The sequence below is a fragment of the Streptomyces nigrescens genome (genome assembly GCF_027626975.1).
Classification (GTDB): Bacteria; Actinomycetota; Actinomycetes; order Streptomycetales; family Streptomycetaceae; genus Streptomyces; species Streptomyces nigrescens.
Genome location: NZ_CP114203.1, coordinates 1,173,673 through 1,192,507, shown reverse-complemented (window position 1 = coordinate 1,192,507; position 18,835 = coordinate 1,173,673). Strand labels below are relative to the sequence as shown.

The 18,835-nt window shown below is 70.3% G+C and carries 14 protein-coding genes and 1 pseudogene; 8 read left to right on the top strand and 7 right to left on the bottom strand.

Features of this window, described 5'->3' with window-relative positions:
- The first annotated feature begins 158 nt into the window (after positions 1–158).
- The 3 genes from STRNI_RS05535 to STRNI_RS05525 all read left to right on the top strand — a co-directional run bounded on the left by STRNI_RS05535 (position 159) and on the right by STRNI_RS05525 (position 3,106).
- Entirely contained in the window at positions 159–803 is a 645-nt protein-coding gene (locus tag STRNI_RS05535; RefSeq protein WP_277410668.1) for a vitamin K epoxide reductase family protein, read from the top strand.
- A gap of 445 nt (positions 804–1,248) precedes the next feature.
- Positions 1,249–1,671 carry a hypothetical protein gene (locus STRNI_RS05530; RefSeq protein ID WP_277410667.1) on the top strand — a complete coding sequence of 141 codons (423 nt, stop codon included), beginning with the start codon at positions 1,249–1,251 and terminating at the stop codon, positions 1,669–1,671.
- Positions 1,672–2,041: 370 nt separating this feature from the next.
- Positions 2,042–3,106: a D-alanyl-D-alanine carboxypeptidase family protein gene (locus tag STRNI_RS05525; RefSeq protein ID WP_277410666.1), complete on the top strand. Its 1,065-nt coding sequence runs from the start codon at positions 2,042–2,044 to the stop codon at positions 3,104–3,106.
- A 153-nt stretch (positions 3,107–3,259) separates the two neighbouring features.
- On the opposite strand, the gene STRNI_RS05520 is transcribed toward STRNI_RS05525, so the two are convergent.
- Both STRNI_RS05520 and STRNI_RS05515 read right to left on the bottom strand, forming a co-directional pair.
- Positions 3,260–3,922: an SGNH/GDSL hydrolase family protein gene (locus STRNI_RS05520; protein WP_277410665.1), complete on the bottom strand. Its 663-nt coding sequence runs from the start codon at positions 3,920–3,922 to the stop codon at positions 3,260–3,262.
- A gap of 120 nt (positions 3,923–4,042) precedes the next feature.
- Positions 4,043–5,614 (bottom strand): FAD-dependent oxidoreductase, encoded by a 1,572-nt coding sequence (locus STRNI_RS05515; RefSeq protein ID WP_277410664.1) that lies wholly within the window; start codon positions 5,612–5,614, stop codon positions 4,043–4,045.
- A 146-nt stretch (positions 5,615–5,760) separates the two neighbouring features.
- On the opposite strand from STRNI_RS05515, the gene STRNI_RS05510 reads away from it, so the two are divergent.
- A complete protein-coding gene (locus tag STRNI_RS05510) occupies positions 5,761–9,072 on the top strand; it encodes an ATP-binding protein (RefSeq protein ID WP_277410663.1) in 3,312 nt (1,103 codons plus the stop codon).
- A 241-nt stretch (positions 9,073–9,313) separates the two neighbouring features.
- On the opposite strand, the gene STRNI_RS05505 is transcribed toward STRNI_RS05510, so the two are convergent.
- From STRNI_RS05505 to STRNI_RS05495, 3 genes are all read right to left on the bottom strand, one after another.
- Positions 9,314–10,558, bottom strand: coding sequence for a GNAT family N-acetyltransferase (locus STRNI_RS05505; protein WP_277410662.1), 1,245 nt, complete (start codon positions 10,556–10,558; stop codon positions 9,314–9,316).
- A gap of 481 nt (positions 10,559–11,039) precedes the next feature.
- Positions 11,040–11,441: a hypothetical protein gene (locus tag STRNI_RS05500; protein WP_277410661.1), complete on the bottom strand. Its 402-nt coding sequence runs from the start codon at positions 11,439–11,441 to the stop codon at positions 11,040–11,042.
- 41 nt (positions 11,442–11,482) lie between these two features.
- Positions 11,483–12,544, bottom strand: coding sequence for a PP2C family protein-serine/threonine phosphatase (locus STRNI_RS05495; RefSeq protein ID WP_018088637.1), 1,062 nt, complete (start codon positions 12,542–12,544; stop codon positions 11,483–11,485).
- A gap of 275 nt (positions 12,545–12,819) precedes the next feature.
- Here STRNI_RS05495 and STRNI_RS05490 point away from each other — a divergent pair.
- The 4 genes and pseudogenes from STRNI_RS05490 to STRNI_RS05475 all read left to right on the top strand — a co-directional run.
- Positions 12,820–13,111 (top strand): annotated as a pseudogene (locus tag STRNI_RS05490) (hemin ABC transporter ATP-binding protein); the annotation flags it as partial.
- A gap of 160 nt (positions 13,112–13,271) precedes the next feature.
- Positions 13,272–14,015: a DUF4232 domain-containing protein gene (locus tag STRNI_RS05485; RefSeq protein ID WP_266445028.1), complete on the top strand. Its 744-nt coding sequence runs from the start codon at positions 13,272–13,274 to the stop codon at positions 14,013–14,015.
- Between the two features lie 85 nt (positions 14,016–14,100).
- Positions 14,101–14,349, top strand: a complete 249-nt coding sequence (locus tag STRNI_RS05480) for a hypothetical protein (protein WP_018088639.1) — start codon at positions 14,101–14,103, stop codon at positions 14,347–14,349.
- Positions 14,350–14,480: 131 nt separating this feature from the next.
- A complete protein-coding gene (locus STRNI_RS05475) occupies positions 14,481–15,527 on the top strand; it encodes an NAD(P)H-dependent flavin oxidoreductase (protein ID WP_277410660.1) in 1,047 nt (348 codons plus the stop codon).
- A 59-nt stretch (positions 15,528–15,586) separates the two neighbouring features.
- Here the strand turns inward: STRNI_RS05475 and STRNI_RS05470 are convergent, their stop codons facing one another.
- Complete coding sequence (locus tag STRNI_RS05470; RefSeq protein WP_266445036.1) at positions 15,587–17,593, bottom strand: collagenase; 2,007 nt, start codon at positions 17,591–17,593, stop codon at positions 15,587–15,589.
- 230 nt (positions 17,594–17,823) lie between these two features.
- Complete coding sequence (locus STRNI_RS05465) at positions 17,824–18,783, bottom strand: LysR family transcriptional regulator (RefSeq protein WP_026169457.1); 960 nt, start codon at positions 18,781–18,783, stop codon at positions 17,824–17,826.
- Positions 18,784–18,835 lie beyond the last annotated feature (52 nt).

Below are 18,835 nucleotides of genomic sequence, written 5' to 3'. Positions count from 1 at the left end.
GAGCAGAGCGGAAGCTGAGAGAACGCTGTGTGCGGCCGCTGTCTCCTCAGGCTCATCGCACCGTGAGTCATGGTGAGTTGGGGCAGAATGAACGGCCGTGCCGCGACCGCGGCGTGGGCCCGCTTGCTCACCTCCCGAGGGATCGACGGAACGGCGATATGACGACGACAGAGCTTGACGACGTGACCGCCGACGACGACCGCGTGAGCGGTACGGGCACCATCGGCTCGGGTCGCGGCTTCGCGTTGCTCCTGGTGATCACCGGCGCGCTGGGCATCCTCGCGTCCTGGATCATCACCCTGGACAAGATCGAGCTGCTGAAGAACCCGAACCACAAGCCGGCCTGCACCTTCAACCCGATCATCTCCTGCACCAACGTCATGCAGAGCAAGCAGGCGGACGTCTTCGGCTTCCCGAACCCGATGGCCGGGCTGGTCGGCTTCGGCGTGGTCGTCGCGATCGGCATGGCCCTGCTGGCGGGCGCCCGCTTCCGCCGCTGGTACTGGGCCGGGCTGAACATCGGCACCGGGCTCGCCGCGGTCTTCTGCATGTGGCTGATGGTCCAGTCGCTGTACCACATCAACTCGCTGTGCCTGTGGTGCACGCTGACCTGGTGCGTCACCATCCTGATGTTCTGGTGCACCACCGTGCACAACCTCAAGCACGGCATCATCCCGGCCCCCGCGGGGCTGCGCCGGGTGGTGCTGGAGTTCCACTGGGTCCTCCCGGTGCTCTGGTACGGCGTGATCGCGCTGCTGATCCTCACCCGGTGGTGGACATCGTTCTGGAGCACCCTGCTCTAGGGAACCGCTGAGCTGCTTGTCCGGCCCTGACGCCCTGGACCGCGGGCCGCAGCCGGGGCCAACGCCCCTCCACCCGGACGAGCACATCCGTAAGCGAGAAGGGTGTCGTGCCGGGTATCCAGGACGTGCTTACCGCGCGTGCCCTACGAGCTGTCACCTGAGACAGCCGAAAGGCCCAGAAGTGCCTACCGCTGGACGACGCCTCTTCTTGTTGTTGGCGATATCGGAGCGCTCAGGTTGGCCGACTACCGCTCCCGAGAAGTGATTTGGTGTCTGTTGGTGGGATCAGGTCTTGGTTAGCGGGCTATGTCATGAATTCGCAAAGGCGCCGGGCGAGGGGCAACGCGCGGGGCGGCCGGCTCATCTGGATGGTCGGCGAGGCGCACCGGGCGCCTTCGCGAAGGGTGGGTCTTACCAGGTGGGGGATCCGCGGGAGGGGAAGTCCATGACCAGGACGAAGAAGACCGGGGTCAAGGCGCGGGGCGGCCGTGTGGCTGTGATCGGAGCGCTGGGTCTGGCCTCAGTGGCTCTGGCCGCCGGGCCGGCGTTCGCCAAGGGGGGCGTGGACATCACGGCGCCGCGCACGGCGCATGTCGGCCAGACCATCACGGTCAAGGCGCACGGCGGCGATGACAGCGCCGGCTTCCTGCATCAGCTGTGCCTGGAGGAGAAGGGCTTCGGCCAAGGGTGGCACCAGGAGAATTGCAGCGCCGCGGTCGAGGGCGACGCACGGGTCACGGCACACGGCACGTCCGCGCGCCGCGGCGACCTGCAGTTCCGTGCGGTGCTGTACGGCCTGACCGGCCCGCACGACCAGAATCCCGTGCGCTTGCACGCCTCTGACGTGGTGACGGTGCACGTCCGCTGAGCCGGCAGCGCGGCCGTGCGCAGCAGCCGGCACGACCACTGCCCACGGCCGCCCACCGAATCGCTCTCGGGAGAGCGCCCCGGCATCCAGTGTGCCGGGGCGCGGTGCTGAACTGTCCCTCCCGTCGCCGGTGTTCCCGACGGTGCTCGCGTCCGCGCACCCGGACGGACCAGGCTTGATACCGGCCGAGCCGGAAGCTAGTGCCGGGACAGGCCCCGGTCCCGTGACGGTACGCAGTACGGCCGGGGCCGCACCCGCCCAGGTGGTGATGACGGTGCCGGCTTGAGTCGCTGTCATCGCACAAGTAGGTTCGCTGTGAACCGAGTTCTACTACGCACCGGCGTCCCTTCGCCGGGAGGACGGACGCCGCATGGGTTCCCACGCCCGCCCCAACCGAATACACCGCACCGGAGTCCGGATCGCGATGGTCGCACTCGTCGGTGCTGCCTTGCCGATCACTTCCGGCGGCCTCGCCGAGGCGGCCACCTCCGGCGCCGCGCACTCTGCAGACGAGAACGGCCAGCAGGGTAGCGAGGCCACCTCAACGGTCGCCCAGAAGCAGGGCACACAGCGGCAGTTCCAGTCTGTTCAGGCGGCACCGCACGCTGTCAAGGACAAGGCAGCCGATGCGCAGGATGCGAAGGACCAGGCCGCTCCCCAGATCAACGCCGACCACGCCTTCCTGCTGGACGCTCGCGACGGCAGCCAGGAGCGGGAGCTGTGGGGCGGGGCCAAGGCGGACGAGAGCGTGTCGATGGCCAGCACCACCAAGATCATGACGGCCATCGTGGCGCTCAAGCACCCGGAGTGGCTGAACCGGCAGATCACGGTGAAGCAGGAGTACCGGGACTACGTCCAGAAGGTCGGCGGCAGCACCGCCGACCTCCAGACCGGCGACACGCTGACCGTCGAGCAGCTGCTGTACGCCCTGCTGATCCCGTCCGGTGACGACGCCGCGATGGCCCTGGCTGACAACCTCGGCTCCGGGGACACCGCGGACGCGCGGATCGCCGACTTCGTGAAGCAGATGAACGCCGAGGCGCAACAACTGGGCCTGAACGGAACGCACTTCGACGGCTTCGACGGCATCTCGCACGGCAACAACCACAGCACCGCCCGCGACCTGGCCAGGCTCGGCCAGCGCGCCATGCTGCAGCCGGTGTTCGCCGACATCGTGAAGAACAAGCAGTTCAAGACCGAGGCCCCGGCGGCCAACGGCCGCACCCGGTACTACACCTGGGACAACACCAACAAGCTGCTGAGCAGCTACGACGGCGCCCTGGGCATCAAGACGGGCAGCGGCCCGGAGGCCGGCTACTCCCTCGTCTTCGCCGCCAAGCGGGACAACCGCACCCTGGTCGGCGCAATCCTCAAGGACGACCAGGGCCGCTTCGACGACGCCACCAAGATGCTCGACTGGGGCTTCGCCCACTGAAGGGGAATTACGTGAAGTTCCCCTGGGGAATTGCGTGAGCGTCCACAGGGGACCACCCCGTGCGTGTGGGGAGCAGGCGTAGGCGGAGTCATCGGCAATTCCCCAGCGAAGCTCCTCGCGATCACCGGTGTCGCGGGCGATCGCGGGACACGGTCACGAGACCAGGCGCAGCCAGGCCGCCGCGAGTGCGGCGTGACCGGCCGGCGTCGGATGCACGCCGTCCTCGGCCCAGTATTCCGGTCCGGTCGTCGTGGCGAGTTCGGCGAACATGCCGTCGGCGGGGAGCAGATGGGCACCGTACTTGTCGGCGAGTTCCCGCACGGCCTGGATCTTCGGGTTCAGGTCGGCGCGCCATTCCTTTCGCTCTGCCTCCCCGACGAGCGCGGCACCGGCCTCGACGACGCCGTGGATCGGCAGGAGGAACGGCTCGATGAGGATCAGCTCCGTACCCGCCTCGGCGAGGGGCGCGAGCAGGCGGTCATAACCCGCTTTGAACTCCTCCACGGGGATCACGTACCCCTCCGGGTCCAGCGTGTGCCAGCCCATGTCGTTGGCCCCGACGAGGATGGACACCACGTCCGGGCGAGCGTCGAGCACGTCCGCCTGCCACCGGGGTTCGAGGTCTCTCACCTTGTGGCCCGCGATCGCGGAGTTCAGCCAGGTCACGGGCCGGTCCGGGTGCCGGAAGGCCCACTCGCCCGCAACGCGCAGCGGGTAGCCGAACCCGAGGCCGTCTTCGCTCTCCAGCCGCTGGCTGTCGGTGATCGAATCGCCGGTGAACATCACAGTGGTTCCCGGACGGAGGGTGATCGTCATAAGTGCTCCTTGAAAGGTGGGTTGGGGGAAGAGAAGGTTCAACAGGGGACAGGGGGGAGCAGGCGGGAGCAGGATGGGCAGGAAGAGGCAGGCGGGAGCAGGAGGGAACAGTGCGGCGGTTCAGATTCCCGAAGTGTCGATTCCCGAAGTGTTGGTTCCTGAAGTGTCGATTCCTGAAGTGCCGAACCACTGGGCGGCGGCCCGCTCGAAGGCTTCGAACGCTTTGTGGTCAATGTCGCGATCGCCCACCCAGGCGACGACGCCGTCCGGCCGGATGAGCGCGGCACCCAGTCCGAGGTCGTTCTTCGCCGCCCCGGCCGCGTAACGCAGGCGGCTCTGCCGGCCCGTCGCCGCATCGCGCAGGCGGTGGTCGGGGCTGAAATCGAGCACGACGCCTCGTCCGTCCTGCAGCAGCTCGCCGAGGCGAGTGCCGTCTTCGAGACGGAGGTCCGGGGCGCTGCGGCCGACCAGCGGCTGCTCACTGCCGAGGTCGTAGCGGATCGACGCCCCCGACAGCTTTTCGAACACATGGGTCGTGCCGTCACGGGTCCCGAGCAGGTCGCGCATCACTCCTTGGATCGCCCGGCCGTGTGGGTCCGGCCTCATCACCACCGCCTGGGCGCGCGTCCAGTCGAGCACCGCGGCGCCGATCGGATGCCGCTCGCGGGTGTAGGTGTCGAGAAGCCCGTCCGGCGCGTACCCGTGCACGGTCGCCGCGAGCTTCCACCCCAGGTTCATGGCGTCGCCGATACCGAGGTTGAGTCCCTGTCCGCCGGCGGGGGAGTGGATGTGCGCGGCGTCGCCCGCGAGCAGGACGCGCCCGAGCCGGTAGGTCGTCGTCTGCATCGCCCGATCGGTGAAGCTTGAGGCGAGAGGGACGTCGCTCAGCGTCACATCGGTGCCGGACACGCGGCGCAGCACCGCCTGGAGGTGGTCGCGAGTCGGCTGCTGCGAACGGTCGAACGCGCCGCCGTCGAAGTCCATCATGCCGATGTGCTCGGTGGACATCCGGAGGTAGATGCCCGTCGGCGTCAGGTGGATCCCGGGGCTCAGCTCGTCGGGATCGGCGACAGTGGCGAGCATGGAGTAGCCGGTGAACAGCGGCTCGGTGCCGACGAATTCGAAGCCCGCCAGCCCGCGCACCGCGCTGCGTCCGCCATCGCAGCCGACGAGCCAGCGCGCCGCGTACTCGTGCTCGCCGGCGTGTGCGACCACGCTCTCGTCGTCGTGTGTGAGGGCCGAGACCGTGACGTCGCGCCTGATCTCCACGCCGAGCTGGGAAGCCCGCTCGGACAGCACCGTCTCGACCGCTTCGAGGTTCGTCAGCACACCGTCCATCGCCGGGCTGGGAAGCCGGAACGGCAGGGCGGCGAGGTCCACCTTGGCCGGATCGAGCACGATGCCGGCGAAGTGGCCCACGCCACGAGGAGGTGACGGCTCGTCCGCGTCGGGGCCCGGGCCGGGATCGTCGTGGACGCCCGACGCCGTCAGCAGGGGGCGCAGCATCCCGCGGCGGTAGAACGCCTCGACCGACGCGGCGGACAGGCCCCGCATCCCGAGCGGGTCCGCCCGCCACGGGGAGCCGGGCTCCGGGTCCCGTTCGAGCACCAGGACAGAGCAGCCCGCGAGGCCGAGTTCGCAGGCGAGGAACAGACCGACGGGGCCGGCGCCCACGATCACTACGTCATGCATGAGAAGTCCCTTTCCGATGCCGGTTGTTAGCGGCACGCCAAGATTGCTGCGGGCCACTCACATGCTGCCCACACGGCGCTGACACGAGGGCACACGGGCACCGTCCTGATGTGAGGACCCGACCGTGCGCGTGCGAGGATCGGACAATGGACGGGGGTGCTGGGGGTGGCGGGGCCGCGCGGCTGCGTGTCGCGCTGCTCGGCGTCTTTGAGCTGGCCCGCGGTGACACCGAACTGCCCGTACCCGGTGCCCGGTTGCAGGCTCTGGTCGTACGGCTGGCCCTCGCCGGCGGGCATGCGGTCGAGACGAGCGGCCTCATCGACGCGATCTGGGCCGAGGACCCGCCGGCCGGCCCGGCCCACGCCCTGCAGGCCCTCGTCTCGCGGCTGCGCCGGGCCCTCGGCTCGGCCGGTGACGTCGAGCAGTTCGCGGGCGGCTACCGGCTGGCCGTGGACGCGGCCGGCGTGGACGCGCTGCGGTTCGAACAGCTCGCCGCCCAAGGCCGCGACCGCCTGCGCGCGGGCGACCCACATGCCGCGGCGGCCGTGCTCGGCGAGGCCGTGGCGCTGTGGGGCGACCGTCCCGGTGCCGAGCCCACGGTCGTCGCCGCGGTGGCGCCCGCTGTCGCGACCCGGCTGGCGCACGCCTCGATCGAGGCCGTCGCCGACCTCGCCGACGCCGAGCTGGCGCGGGGCCGTGCCGATGCGGCCGCGGCCCGTCTGTCCGCCCTGCTCGCCGAGCACCCCGTCCACGAGCGCGCCGCCGCCCTGCTCATGGACGCGCTCGCCGCCCAAGGGCGTCAGGCCGATGCCCTCGCCCTGTACGAGCGGATCCGCGAGCGCCTGGCCGACGTCCTCGGCACCGACCCGGGCGCCGCCCTGCGCGAACGCCACCTGCGCCTGCTGCGCGCCGAGCGGCCCGCCCCCGCCCCCGACGCCGCGCAGGTCAGACAGAGCAACCTGCCCGCACCGCTGACCAGTTTCATCGGCCGCGACGACGACCTCGCCCGGGTCGACACGCTGCTCGCCTCCGGGCGCCTGGTGACGGTGCTCGGTCCCGGCGGCGCCGGCAAGACGCGCCTGGCGGTCGAGGCCGCCCGCCGCCACCGGCACGAGTACCGCGACGGCGTCTGGATGATCGACCTCGCCTCGGTCACCGAGCCCGCCAAGGTCGGCGCGGCGCTGCTGGCCACGATCGGGCTGCGCGGCTCGGCGCTTTTCGAGGCCTCGGCCAAGCTGCGCGGCGACCGGGTCGGCGAACTGGACGTACTGGCGGACCAGTTGGACGGCCGGGAGAGCCTGCTCGTGGTGGACAACTGCGAGCACCTGATCGACGCTGTGGCGCACCTGATCGCGGCGCTGCTGGCCCGCTGCGCCGCGCTGCGGGTGCTGGCCACGAGCCGGGAGCCACTGGCGGTCGACGGCGAGGCGCTGGTCCCACTCGGCCCGCTCGCCCTGCCCGAGCCGCACGAGGAGGCGGGGCAGGCCCGCCGTACGGCGTCGGTGCGCCTGTTCACCGAGCGGGCGGCGGCCGTGCGGCCCGGGTTCGACGTCGACGAGCACAACCTCGCCGAGGTGCTGCGCGTCGTCCGCGGCCTGGACGGCATGCCGCTCGCACTCGAACTGGCCGCGGCCCGCCTGCGCACACTCTCGCTGGCCGGCCTGGCCGCCGGATTGTCCGACCGGTTCCGCCTGCTGACAACCGGCAGCCGGACCGCCTTCCCCCGGCATCGCACCCTGCGCGCGGTCATCGCATGGAGCTGGGACCTGCTCGGCGCGGACGCCCGTACGGTCGCGGAGCGCATCGCGGTCCTGCCTGGCGGCGTCACACCGGACTCGGCCACCGCGGTCTGTGCCGGCACCGCGGTGTCTGCCGCCGAGGTCCCGGAGCTGCTCGCGGACCTGGTCGACCGGTCGTTGCTGCAGCTCGTGCCGGACACCGGCCGGTACCGGATGCTGGAGACCCTCCGCGAGTACGGCCTGGAGCGCCTGGCCGAGCAAGGCACCCTGACCGGCGTACGGGACCTGGCCGCCCGTTACTTCGGCGAGCTGGTCGCCCGCCACGACCCGCTGCTTCGTGGCCCCGAGCAGCTCGACGCACTCCACGTGCTGCACGCCGAGTACGACAACGTGCTCGCCGCCCTTCGCCACCTCTGTGACACCGACGACGCCGTCGGCGCGATCGCGCTCGCGGTGGATCTGAGCTGGTACTGGCAGATGCTCGGCCGGCATCCCGACGCGGCCTACTGGCTCGGTGAGACGGTCGCGCTGCCGGCCAAGCGGCCGAGCGTGCAACGCGACATCGCCGAGGTGCTTCTGGCGCTCAACACCGTCGCCACCCGGGGGGCGCCGGCCAAGGACTGGATCAATGAGCGGCGCGAGGAACTGCGGGCGCTCGTCGCCCGGCTGCTGAGCCATCCCGAACTGCCGGGCCTCCACGGCGTGCTGACTGCGCTCGGGCTGGCCTCCCTGACGGAGACCGAGGTGTCGCCGACGGTCCTCCATCAGCTGGTCGACGGGCCCGACGTATGGCTGGCCGGGATGGCTTGCTTCTTCCGGGCCCAGTTCGCCGAAAATGACGGCCATTTCGACCAGGTCCGCAGCGACGTGCGCACCGCGCTGGAGTGCTTCGCCCGAGCGGGCGACCGCTGGGGCCTGGCCAAGGCGCTGCCACTGCACGCGCTGGTGCGGCAGTACGACGGCGATCTCGACGGCGCACTGGCCGACCTGAAGGAGGCCAAACAGCTGGCCCGCGAGTTCGGATCGCTCAGCCTCAGCGACGAGATCTTCGTCGACCTGCGCCGCATCGATCTGCACGTGCGGCTCGATGAGCCCGCGCGGGCGGCCGAGACGATCGCCGTGGCCCGGGAGCGCGTGCTGCGCTCGGCGTCGCCCGAGATGGCCATCCTGCTCGACGCGCGGGAAGCCGCTCTGCGGGTGCGCACCGGCGATCTGACCCAAGCGCGCGAGCTGGTCGAGTCGATCGAGGCCGGACTTTCCGAGCAGGCCGTGTTCGGAGGCGACCAGGGGCAGGCACTGCTCGGCGTGGTGCGGAGCGCGCTCTGTCTCGAACTCGGCGACGGGCCGGGCGCCGAAGAGGCGCTGGGCCGGGCGTACGCGGCGGCGGTCGACAGCAGGGACATGCCGATCGTGGCGACGATAGCGGTGACCGTGGCCGGCCTCGCCGCGCTGCACGGGCGGTACCGCGAAGTCGCTGTCCTGCTCGGCGCGGCGGCCCGCCTGCGCGGCGCCCACGACCGCACGGATCCGCAGATCCGCACGCTGAGCGACCGCAGCCGAGCCGCGCTCGGCAACGAGCGCTTCGCCGAGGTGTACGAGACCGGCTGGCAACTGGACGTGACAGCGGCCCTGTCCCGGACCGACCCGGCGCGGCTGCGCCGCACGTCGTCGTCCGCGTCACCTCCCGAGCCGGACGGCGCGCAGACACGGCGGGCGTGAGCCCGCGGCGCGAGCGGTACGAAGACGACCAGCAGGTGGAACTCGACCGGGCTGTCCGAGCGGGTCGTGTTCGGAGGCGACCAGGTGCGTGATCGGGTTGACGCGCGCGAATCCCCGTAGCACGACGAGACGGCGGTCGGAATGGGTAGGCGAGCGCGCGGTCAGCATCAGCGTCAGACGTCAGACGTCAGAACCAGTGTCAGACCTCCAGCGTCAGACCTCCAGCGTCAGACCTCCAGCGTCAGAACCAGTGCAGGCAGTGCGGGGAGCGTTCGGCGCGGAAGAGGGCGTCAGCGAGGGCGGCCGCGCCCGGGCGGTGGGCCCGGATGTGTCCGGCACGTACGAGTGTGCTCGGGGCGGTGCCGCCGAGGTAGACCGAGCCCAGGTCGCTCACGTCCAGGGACAGGTCGGGCTCCCGGTCCGTCGGGACGCAGTCGGCCTTGCCGTCCCGGACGGTCAGCAGGTAGCGGCCGTGCTCGCCGAGGAACGGGTCCTCGACGTCGAGGACGAGCTCGCCGTCCATGAACCAGCCGCGCGCGGTCAGAGCACGCGGGACGTCCAGCAGCCGCACCCAGAGCCAGTCGGTGTCGCCACTCACCTCGCCGGCGCGGAAGTCCGCGAACTGCCAGCGCAGCGGGTGCTCGGGCGGGACGTGCTTGAACACGACCTGAGAGACCAGGTCGTGTCCGAGTACGAACCGGGCCAGGGCCGTGAAGACGGCGTCGTCGGTGGCGATGGTCTCGTCGACCGTCAAGGTCTGGGACTCGCCGATCGAGTAGCTGGCGTACCCGTCGGGGACGCCGTCGGCGTCACGGTGAACGGCGACATAGCGCGGCGCCTGCGCGATCGGGGGCTGCCCCGCGCGCCGGGCCCACCAGTGGTGCGGCCGGGACAGCGCGCCGGGCTGGGTGCGGCGATACCGGTCGTAGACCTCTTCCAGAATCTCTCCGCACTCGGCACGACGCAGCACCTCGACCGAGCCGTTGTCCGAGCCGTTGTCCGAGCCGGCCGCTGGTGCGTCGGCCCCTGCGCGCGCCCGGGGAACGGCGAGGGCGGCCTTGTGGCGCGGCACCGTCAGCCGCGCCGTGTAGGTCGCCGGTCCGTAGCCGAACCTGCCGTAGATCGGGGCCTCAGAGGCCAGCAGCACGGAGAGGAACTCCCCGCGGGTCCGCAGCTCGGTGAGCTGATGTCGCATCATCGCGCTGAGCACGCCCTGGCGACGGTGCGAGGGCAGGACGCCGACGGCGGTCACGCCGGCGGCCGGGACGAGGGTCTCACCGGGCAGGGTGAGCTCGAAGGAGTGCGCGGCGGCGGTGCCGACGGGCTGCCCGTCCGCCGTCAGGGCGAGCAGGCCGCGGTCCATTTCGAGTGCCGACCACCAGAGCCCGCCGCCCTCGGTCGGGGTTTCCGGGAAGCGCCCGAACGCGGCATGGACTGTGTCGACGAAGACGTCAAGGTCCTCATCGGTCGTGGAACGAATCTGCATTGCCGCCGCTGCCTCCTCGAAATACCGGCACCACGACTCGTGATGTCCGGCCACAGTGCAGCGTTGCCCCATGGCCAGGGCAAGCGAATTACGGCCGGGCCCGCAGCCGGTCACCGAACAGCTCGGTCCCAGCCTGGTTCCGGCCCTGCCCGGGCCGACGCCGGCTGGATCGGCGGGCGATACGAGACGATGCCTTGTCCTCCAGGGAGCGGCCCGAGCCTTCTGCGATCCCGCTGACCTTGCCACGCAAACCGGCAACACCGGCTACACGTCATCCAGTCGGCCCGCCCGGTCATCCGCATCCGCAGGCTGGCTGGATCACGAACTGTCCCGGCGCACGCTTGCACGGCCTCCGTCGGATGCATACCTCCCGGCCCGGCGGCCGGCGCGCGTCGCCTCATCCCACTACAGCCATGTCAGATCTGCGGTGCCGGGGGCGACTCGCAGGGCGTTGCTCCGCAGCCCCGCCGAAGGAGCGGACTCAGCCCCGCGCCTCGCGGAACCGCTTCACGACCTCGCCCGCACCCACCGCCAAGACCCCCGCCACCGCCACGGTGTAGAAGGAGTCCGGGGTCTGCCAGCCGCCGTTGACGTCGGACAGGAAGTCCGGGTTGAAGAATTCCTGCCGATGCAGGACCCACGCCAGCGGCAGCGCGAAGGCCGCCTCGGCGCAGACGCTCCAGACCGCCAGTGCACGCGTCCACACCCGTACCGCCCGGATCGCGTCGAGCGTCACGAGACCGACGAGCCCGGCCAGGATCGGCCAGATCCAGCCCGACCACAGGCCCGGGTCGAGCACATCGAGGCGGATGCCGCCGTCGGTCCGGTACGGCTGCGCGGTGTGCTGCCAGACGATCAGGGCGATCAGCAGCGCGTGCCACACCACCCCGGCGTAGGCAGGATGATGGGGCCGGTGGATCCAGGCTAAGCGGGCTGATTCCTCTGACCGTCAGGCGGCGGCTCCGGAGAGGCGCACAAGCGGACGGCGAGGGCGGCGATGTCGTCGTCGAGGCTTTCTCTGCTGTGGTGGAGGAGGTCATGGTGAAGAGCGTTGATCAGTTCGCCGGGCCGCCCCGGGGTCTGCCGGCGCAGCCAGGCCGCCAGCGGGAAGAACTCGCCGTCGAGGTCGCGAGCCTCGGCGACACCATCGGTATAGAGGAACAGCAGGTCGCCAGGGGCGAAGTCGAAGGTGTCGATGCTGTAGTGATCACCGATCAGCTCCGCGAGGTTGAGCAGCGGCGAGGGAGCGGTGGGCTCCAGGGCGCGGACTTCCCCGTGGTTCAGGAGCAGCGGCGGGGGATGTCCGCAGTTGAGGATTCCGATACTGCCGCCCCCATGCGGGATCTCGGCGAGCAGGGCGGTGGCGAAGCGCTCCATCAGGCCCTCGGGAGGAAAGGCGGCGTTGTAACGGGTGCTGCTGGCCTCCAGGCGACGGGCGACATCGACCAGGTCGGCCTCGTCGTAGGCTGCCTCCCGGAAGCAGTTGACCATCGCCGCGGCCGTGCCCACCGCCGGCAGACCCTTGCCCCGCACATCGCCGATGAGCAGCCGCACCCCGTACTCCGTGTCGACCACCTCGTAGAAGTCGCCGCCGATACTGGCCTCCGCCGCGGCCGCGAGATACAGCGCCTCGATCTCGATGCCCCCGAAGCGGCGCGGCATCGGGCTCAGGACCACCTGCTGCGCCGTGTCGGCGACGAGCCGGACCTGGAACAGGGTCTGCTCCCGCCGGAGCCGGACATGACTTCCGTACGCGGCCGCCACGGTCACGGCGACGACCCCCGCCGCCGTCCACCACGTCCCCAGGTCGGGGAACACGATGCCGAGGCCGATCATGAGGAGAAGGCAGACCGTCCCCAGCAGGACGGTGGGGAGCACGGGCCACATGGCGGCGGCGAGGGCCGGTGCCGCGGGCAGGAGCCGGCTGAAAGCCAGTTCCGGGGGAGTGGCGTACGCCAGGCCGGCGATGACCACGGTCAGGATCACCGGAGACAGCAGAGTAAGTGGCCCCCGGCCGTGGCGACGACGGAGGCGCAGCCGTCCAGTTTTGATCACACTTCGGAGGATATCTACGCAGAGCGGGACATGGCGCTCTCGTCCGTCGGAGTCGGCCGCCTGCGCCCGGACGGTGCACCCTGCTGGGCGAAGGTGCCGAGACCGCGCAGAGTGGTCGGGCTCCGCCGAGGCGATCGGGTGGCTGCTCTCGCCGCCCGCGTCCTTCGCCGATGGGGTGGTGGCGGCATCTGGCCGTGCGAGCGGGCGAGGTGCTGGCGCTGCTGGACCTGCGCCACCAGGAATGGGTACTCAGGATCTGCAGGGAGCGGGCGGCAGGCGGTGACGGGGTCGTGGTGGTGCTGCACGACCTGGGACTGGACTGGCCGCAGCCTGTGCGGACCGCACGGCGGTGCTCCACGACGGACAGATCGCCGCACAGGGCCCCCGGTCGAGGTCTTCACCGCGGAGCTGCTCTCCCGCGTCTACCGCCAACCGGTCGAGGTGGTGATCGCACACCCGCCCCTGGTTCCGGCAAGCGGCTGCGTGCTCCCCAACTAGGCGGCGCGGCCTGGTTCTTCGGGTTTTCCGTGGCGTCCTTCCACTACTCACAGCCGTGTTAGCCGGGCGTTAGCGGAGCGGCAGCTTCGCGATAGTGGCCCCGACCAGAGTGGGGGACGTACCGAGGGAACAACGACACCACTGACCCGGGGGACCCGTAATGAGCTCCAGCACCACTGTCCGCACCGCTCGTCGTCGCCGCACCCTGCGCATGGCCGCCGCGGCCCTGACCGCAGCCGCCGGCCTCACCCTGACCGCCTGCTCCGGCTCGGACGCCACCGGCGTGAGGCCCGCGGACCACACGGACACGGAGGCCGCCGCCGAGTCCAGCGGGGCGGGCTCCTCCACCGGAGCGCAGGGCTCCGATGCGCAGGCGGGCCCCGGTGCCAAGGCCGACAGCAAGGCCGACAGCAAGGCGGGCGCAGCGGCCAAGCAGTCGGGCAGCGGGGGAGCCGCCAACGGTGCCGGGGCGGGCTCGGGCGTCCAGCGCTGCCACACTTCCGGCCTGAAGGCGTCGTTCGCCACGGGCGGCGATGCGGTCCCGGACCCGAACGCGGGCGGCTCGACGACCACCAGCATCGTGCTGACCAACAAGGGCAGCAGCACCTGCAAGATCGGCGGCTTCCCGGGCGTGGACCTCAAGTCCGAGAACGGCGGCGAGCGCTGGTCGCTGGCCCGCTCGTCGAAGAAGTTCAGCTCGATCACCCTGAAGCCCGGGGACAGCACCGACTTCACGATCAACCTGGCCCTGACCAAGGAAGAGAAGGGCTTCTACCAGCCCGCCTTTGCGGTTGTCACCCCGCCGAACGAGACCACCGCGCTCACCCTGAAGTGGCCCTGGGGCACGCTCGTCGACCAGCGGAGCGCCACCCACCCGGCCACCTTCGTCAACCCCATCGGCTGACCACCTCGGCGCTCCCTGGACAGGAGCCGAGAACATCTCTGAGCAGGACCAGCTCAGAACGTGAAAGACAAGCAAGGAGATCACCATGAAGTCGTGGCGTACTCGAATCGGTGTCGGTCTCGCTGTCGGTGCCGCAGCGGTCGCCATTCCGCTGACCGCCACCACCGCCTCCGCCGCCCCTCCCCCCGGCGATGGCTGGGTCCCCGTCGGTGCCGAGAGGTACCCCTCGAAGGCGGAGTGCGAAGCGACGGAACTCCCGCAAGCCCAGGCGAACGGATACCACGAGGTGTGGTGCGACGACAGCAACCCCATCATGGCCATCTACAACCGCTGACCGCCACCACCGCCCCTGCGCCAAGAAGGTCCGCTGCCCCGGTGTGACACACCGGGGCAGCGGACCTTCCGCTCTGCAGCGAGCCATCCGCATCACCAGGCCGGCGGCCGTCTTCAACCCCTGGTGTTCCGGTGGCCGAAAAATTAAGATCGCCCAGTGATTCGGAAACCGAAACGCTTGGGGAGGGCAACGTGACGCCGTTAACCACGCCTCTGTGCCGGCAGTTGGGAATCGAGGTGCCCGTGGTGCAGGCGCCCATCGGGTCCGCGGTCACGACGGATCTGGTGGCTGCGGTGGCGGAGGCGGGTGGGCTCGGAACCCTCGCTCTGACGTGGGTCACCGCGGACGAGGCGGTGCGTCGGATCCGGGAGGTTCGGCGGTTGACGCCGAGGCCCTTCGCTGTGAACTTGGTGCTGGACTTCCCGGTCGACGAGATCCTCGATGCCTGCCTGGCGGAAGGCGTGCCGATCATCTCGACGTTCTGGGGGGATCCCTCGGCCGTCGCCGAACGCGCGCGCTCGGCCGGTGCCGTTCACCTCCACACCGTCGGTTCCGTCTCCGAGGCTGAACGCGCCGTTGCCGCAGGCGTCGATGTGATCGTGGCCCAGGGGTGTGAAGCAGGCGGTCACGTGCGCGGGGAGGCCACCACGATGGCGCTCGTTCCCGCCGTCGTGGACGCCGTACACCCGGTGCCCGTCATCGCGGCCGGCGGCATCGCCGACGGGCGCGGGCTCGCCGCCGTACTGGCCCTCGGGGCCCAGGCCGGATGGCTGGGCACCCGATTCCTGACGGCGTGCGAGGCGGCCACACACGAGGTCTACCGCCAGGCCGTGATCCGGGCGGCGCCCCAGGACGCGGTGCACACGCGGTGCTTCGACGGAGGCTGGCCCGACGCCCCGCATCGGGCACTGCGCAACTCCACCCTCAGCACCTGGGAGGCCGCGGGCCGTCCCGCCGCGCCGAACCGTCCTGGTGAAGGCGCTGTGCTGGCCGGCAGCGCCGACGGTCGGACTTGGTCGCGCTACGAGGACATGGTCCCCGTGCCCGGCATGTCAGGCGACTTGGAAGCTCTTGCCCTCTACGCGGGCCAGAGCGCCGGACTGGTCCATGACGTCGCTCCGGCGGGCCGCATCGTGGCCGACATCGCCGCTCGTGCCGCAGCCCTCAGGGGCGTTTGATCCCGGTTCTCGGTATCGCTCGGCCCCGGAGCCGGAAGCTCCGGGGCCGACGCTGCCTGTCAGGTGGACGGTCGGGCCGGAGGCCGCTGTGACGGAGGTGTGGTGGTCAGGGCTGGTTTGGCGGCGCAGGCGCCGTTGGCGCAGGTGGTGAGCCAGGCGTCGAAGTCGGCGTCGTAGCGGGTGCCGATGTCGGTGTTGTAGACGGCGTAGCCGCCGGCGTAGTCGCCGGTGCGGAAGTGGCTGAGCATGGTGGCGATGTCCTCGGGGTGCTTTTCGAACATGTAGCGGACCGCGAGGTAGCCCCAGGGATAGGTGCGGGTCACATCGCTGTTGTCGTAGGTGCTCTGGAACAGCGTGCTCAGCTTGTAGGTGTGCTTGCCGGCCTCGGTGACCGCCTCGTTGTCGGTGATCTTGCGGTAGCTGTACGAGACGTACTCGCCGAGGCCCTCGATCCACCAGATGTCCGGGACCGACGTCTGCTGGCCGAAGTCGCCCTTCATGTCGTCACGGGCGTCGAGGTAGTGCGTGTACTCGTGGTTGAGGTTCCAGATCCGGGCCGGGAAGCCGTTGTCGTCGCTCCGCTGGTACATCAGGGACATGGGCTGGTTGTCGGGCTTGGTCGGGTCCCCGATCATCGTGATGCCGCCGTTGTTGGTGTCGACGCCGTAGATGGCCCCGGCGTAGGTCTGGTAGTCGTTGCGGCTGCCGAACACGATGAGCTGGATGGTCGACTCGTACTGGCCGGGGATCGGGCCGTTGTTCTTCACCAGGTCGCGGACGTACGAGCCCTGGCCCAGGACGCTGGCGCAGGTGGTTTCGAGCTCCTCGGGCGTCAGCGACTGCGCCTTGACGGTGTGTGTCGCGTCGCAGGTGTGGGTGATCGGCAGTGCTGCTTTGGTCAGCTGGCCGGACAGGTCGCAGACCCCGAAGTACGAGCAGTTGGCCTGGTCGTAGGCGTCGGCCTGGGAAGCGACGGTGACCCACAGGGGAGCGGTCGGACCGGTGATCTTCGAGGCGTCCAGCAGGCCCTTCATGAGCGGCCGGACCTTGTCCTTGAGGGCCGGGTGCTCGACGTACCGCGCGACGTTCATCCCGGCGTTGGAGTCGAGGTAGGAATTGTCGGTGCCCAGCATGTCCAGGTGGTCGAGCGCGAAGGTGTTGAGGGTGTCGACGATGCTGGGATCGGCGGTGACCGCCTTGACGTAGTCGGGGTTCCAGTTCCCGCGCCAGAGAGGCGTGTAGACGTCGTTGACGGCGGCCAGCATGCTGGGGATGTCGTCGTAGGAGCTGTTGTAGCCGCTGAGCACCTGCTTGTAGGTGTTCAGGTAGCGGGCCTGCTCGTTGGCGCTGTCCGTGAGGATGATGACCTCGCTCAGGACATCGCCGTTGCCCGAAGTGACGTCCTTGGAGTGCGAGTTGGAGAGGAAGGCGTCCAGCCCGCCTTGGCTGGCCGCTGCCAGGGTCGGGCCGTAGTCGCCGACATCGTCCTGATGGTTGGACTGCACGTAATAGCCGGCGCGCAGGAACAGTACGAGCTGCAGCACGTTGCCCGAGTTGTCACCGGGATACGCGGTCGCCCCGCTCTGGAAGGCGTGGGCGATGGTGACCATCTGGTCCTCGCGGAAGACGTCGTGCGCGTCTTTGCCGGTGACGCTGAACAGGGTGTTGACGCAGTCCGTGGTCGACGCCTGGACGAACGTGACCAGTTCGGATCCGGTACGGCTGCCGAAGTCGGACGGGGTGCAGGAGGCCGCGGCGCCGTGCTTCGTGCCGTTCTTGTGTCGCGCCGCCGCAGTCGAAGAAGTGGGGGGATTCTTCGCGCTGAGCGGGGGGAGCTGGGCGACGCCGCGCGGCCGGCCCTGCAGTGCGGGCCTTTCGTTCGCGCCGGCTGTCGGGCCGGTGATCGGGGGGACGGGGTGGTGGGTGGTCCGGGACGCGGTGACGGCCCGGTCGGCATCCGGCGAGCGTGGCGCCGCCAGTGCCGGCGCGGCCAGCAGACCGGCCGTGGCGAGGCAGGCGGCCAGTCCGCCGGCCACATATCTGGGCAGGGGGAAGCGGTAGCGCATCCATGCTCCTTCGTGGACAGATGCGCCTCGGGATTGAGCTGAGGCGTGAGTGGCACCATCTCAGCGCCCACTGACGGGCGGCAATAAGGTGTGACATAGCACCTGGGGCGCATTCGTCATAACATCCGGGGCTGAAGGTCGGGGCGGTGGATGAGGAGGAGGGGTGGTACCAACAGCGGTTTGGTGTGGGGTAGTTGACGAAGATATGGGTGTGGGCGCCCGCCCCCGCGCTACGGTCTGGTCACGCTCCAGGTCCGGGAGGCCCAGGTCCGGAAGTGTGGAGACTGGGCGATGAGAGCCCGGTAGGCCGCGGCGGCGGAGCCGAAGAGTGTGTCCGCTGTCTCGTCGGTAACGCTCTCGCGTCGCCAGGCCAGCACATAACGGCACCACAGGGGGGTGCCGACCAGTGGCTTGACGAGGACGTCAGGGATCGGCCGGAGGGTCGCCTGCACGATGGAGACGCCGATACCTTCAGCGATCATGTTCTGTAACTGCTGCTGGTCGCCCAGGAATTCGTGGACCGCCGCCGGGGTGAACCCGGCCGCCCGGCAGGCCGCGTAGAACACTCCCGGCCAGCCGGCCCCGTCGTCCGGGGTCAGGAACCACGCGTCGTCGGCCAGGTCGGCGAGTGCCACCTCAGGACAGTGCCGGAGCCGGTGCCCGGCCGGCAGGGCGACGAACGACGGCTCGGTGACGATCCCGCGGTGCGCCACGGCGGCCGAATGCCGCAGTTCACGTCCGGGGTAGTCCGCGGCGATCGCGGCGTCCACCTCACCGTGCTCCAGGAGTTCGACGCTCTCCGAGGACGGATACACACTGCTCACCGTGAGTGTGAGATCGGGCAGTTGGCTCCGGAGCCGGATGAGCATGCCGGCCAGGACCGGTGAATTGGTCGTGGCCAGGCGGAGAGGGCGGCGTGTCCGTGCACGGTCCGCGGCCGGCCGGCGCCCGATCGCCGCCGCGCGGGCCAGGACGTCCCGGGCCTGAGCCAGAACCTCCGTGCCGTACCGCGTCAGCTCCACCCCGGAGGTGTTCCGCTCGAACAGCGGGTTGCCGAAGTACTGCTCGATGCGCCGGAGTTGGGTGCTCATGGCGGGCTGTGAGTACCCCAGGTCCGAGGCGGCCCGGCCCACGCTCCCGGCGTCGGCGATCGCACACAGCACTCTCAGGTGCCGAAGCTCCAACTCCATGCCCGCAGTCCTCCCGTCCGCGCTGCTCCTGTCCGAACCGTCCGGTGCCACC

What these genes read in the sequence shown, in the direction of transcription:
- STRNI_RS05535 (WP_277410668.1), top strand. Translation starts at nt 159, where the DNA reads ATGACGACGACAGAGCTTGACGACGTGACCGCCGACGACGACCGCGTG.
- STRNI_RS05530 (WP_277410667.1), top strand. Translation starts at nt 1,249, where the DNA reads ATGACCAGGACGAAGAAGACCGGGGTCAAGGCGCGGGGCGGCCGTGTG.
- STRNI_RS05525 (WP_277410666.1), top strand. Translation starts at nt 2,042, where the DNA reads ATGGGTTCCCACGCCCGCCCCAACCGAATACACCGCACCGGAGTCCGG.
- STRNI_RS05520 (WP_277410665.1), bottom strand. Translation starts at nt 3,922, where the DNA reads ATGACGATCACCCTCCGTCCGGGAACCACTGTGATGTTCACCGGCGAT.
- STRNI_RS05515 (WP_277410664.1), bottom strand. Translation starts at nt 5,614, where the DNA reads ATGCATGACGTAGTGATCGTGGGCGCCGGCCCCGTCGGTCTGTTCCTC.
- STRNI_RS05510 (WP_277410663.1), top strand. Translation starts at nt 5,761, where the DNA reads ATGGACGGGGGTGCTGGGGGTGGCGGGGCCGCGCGGCTGCGTGTCGCG.
- STRNI_RS05505 (WP_277410662.1), bottom strand. Translation starts at nt 10,558, where the DNA reads ATGCAGATTCGTTCCACGACCGATGAGGACCTTGACGTCTTCGTCGAC.
- STRNI_RS05485 (WP_266445028.1), top strand. Translation starts at nt 13,272, where the DNA reads ATGAGCTCCAGCACCACTGTCCGCACCGCTCGTCGTCGCCGCACCCTG.
- STRNI_RS05480 (WP_018088639.1), top strand. Translation starts at nt 14,101, where the DNA reads ATGAAGTCGTGGCGTACTCGAATCGGTGTCGGTCTCGCTGTCGGTGCC.
- STRNI_RS05470 (WP_266445036.1), bottom strand. Translation starts at nt 17,593, where the DNA reads ATGCGCTACCGCTTCCCCCTGCCCAGATATGTGGCCGGCGGACTGGCC.
- STRNI_RS05465 (WP_026169457.1), bottom strand. Translation starts at nt 18,783, where the DNA reads ATGGAGTTGGAGCTTCGGCACCTGAGAGTGCTGTGTGCGATCGCCGAC.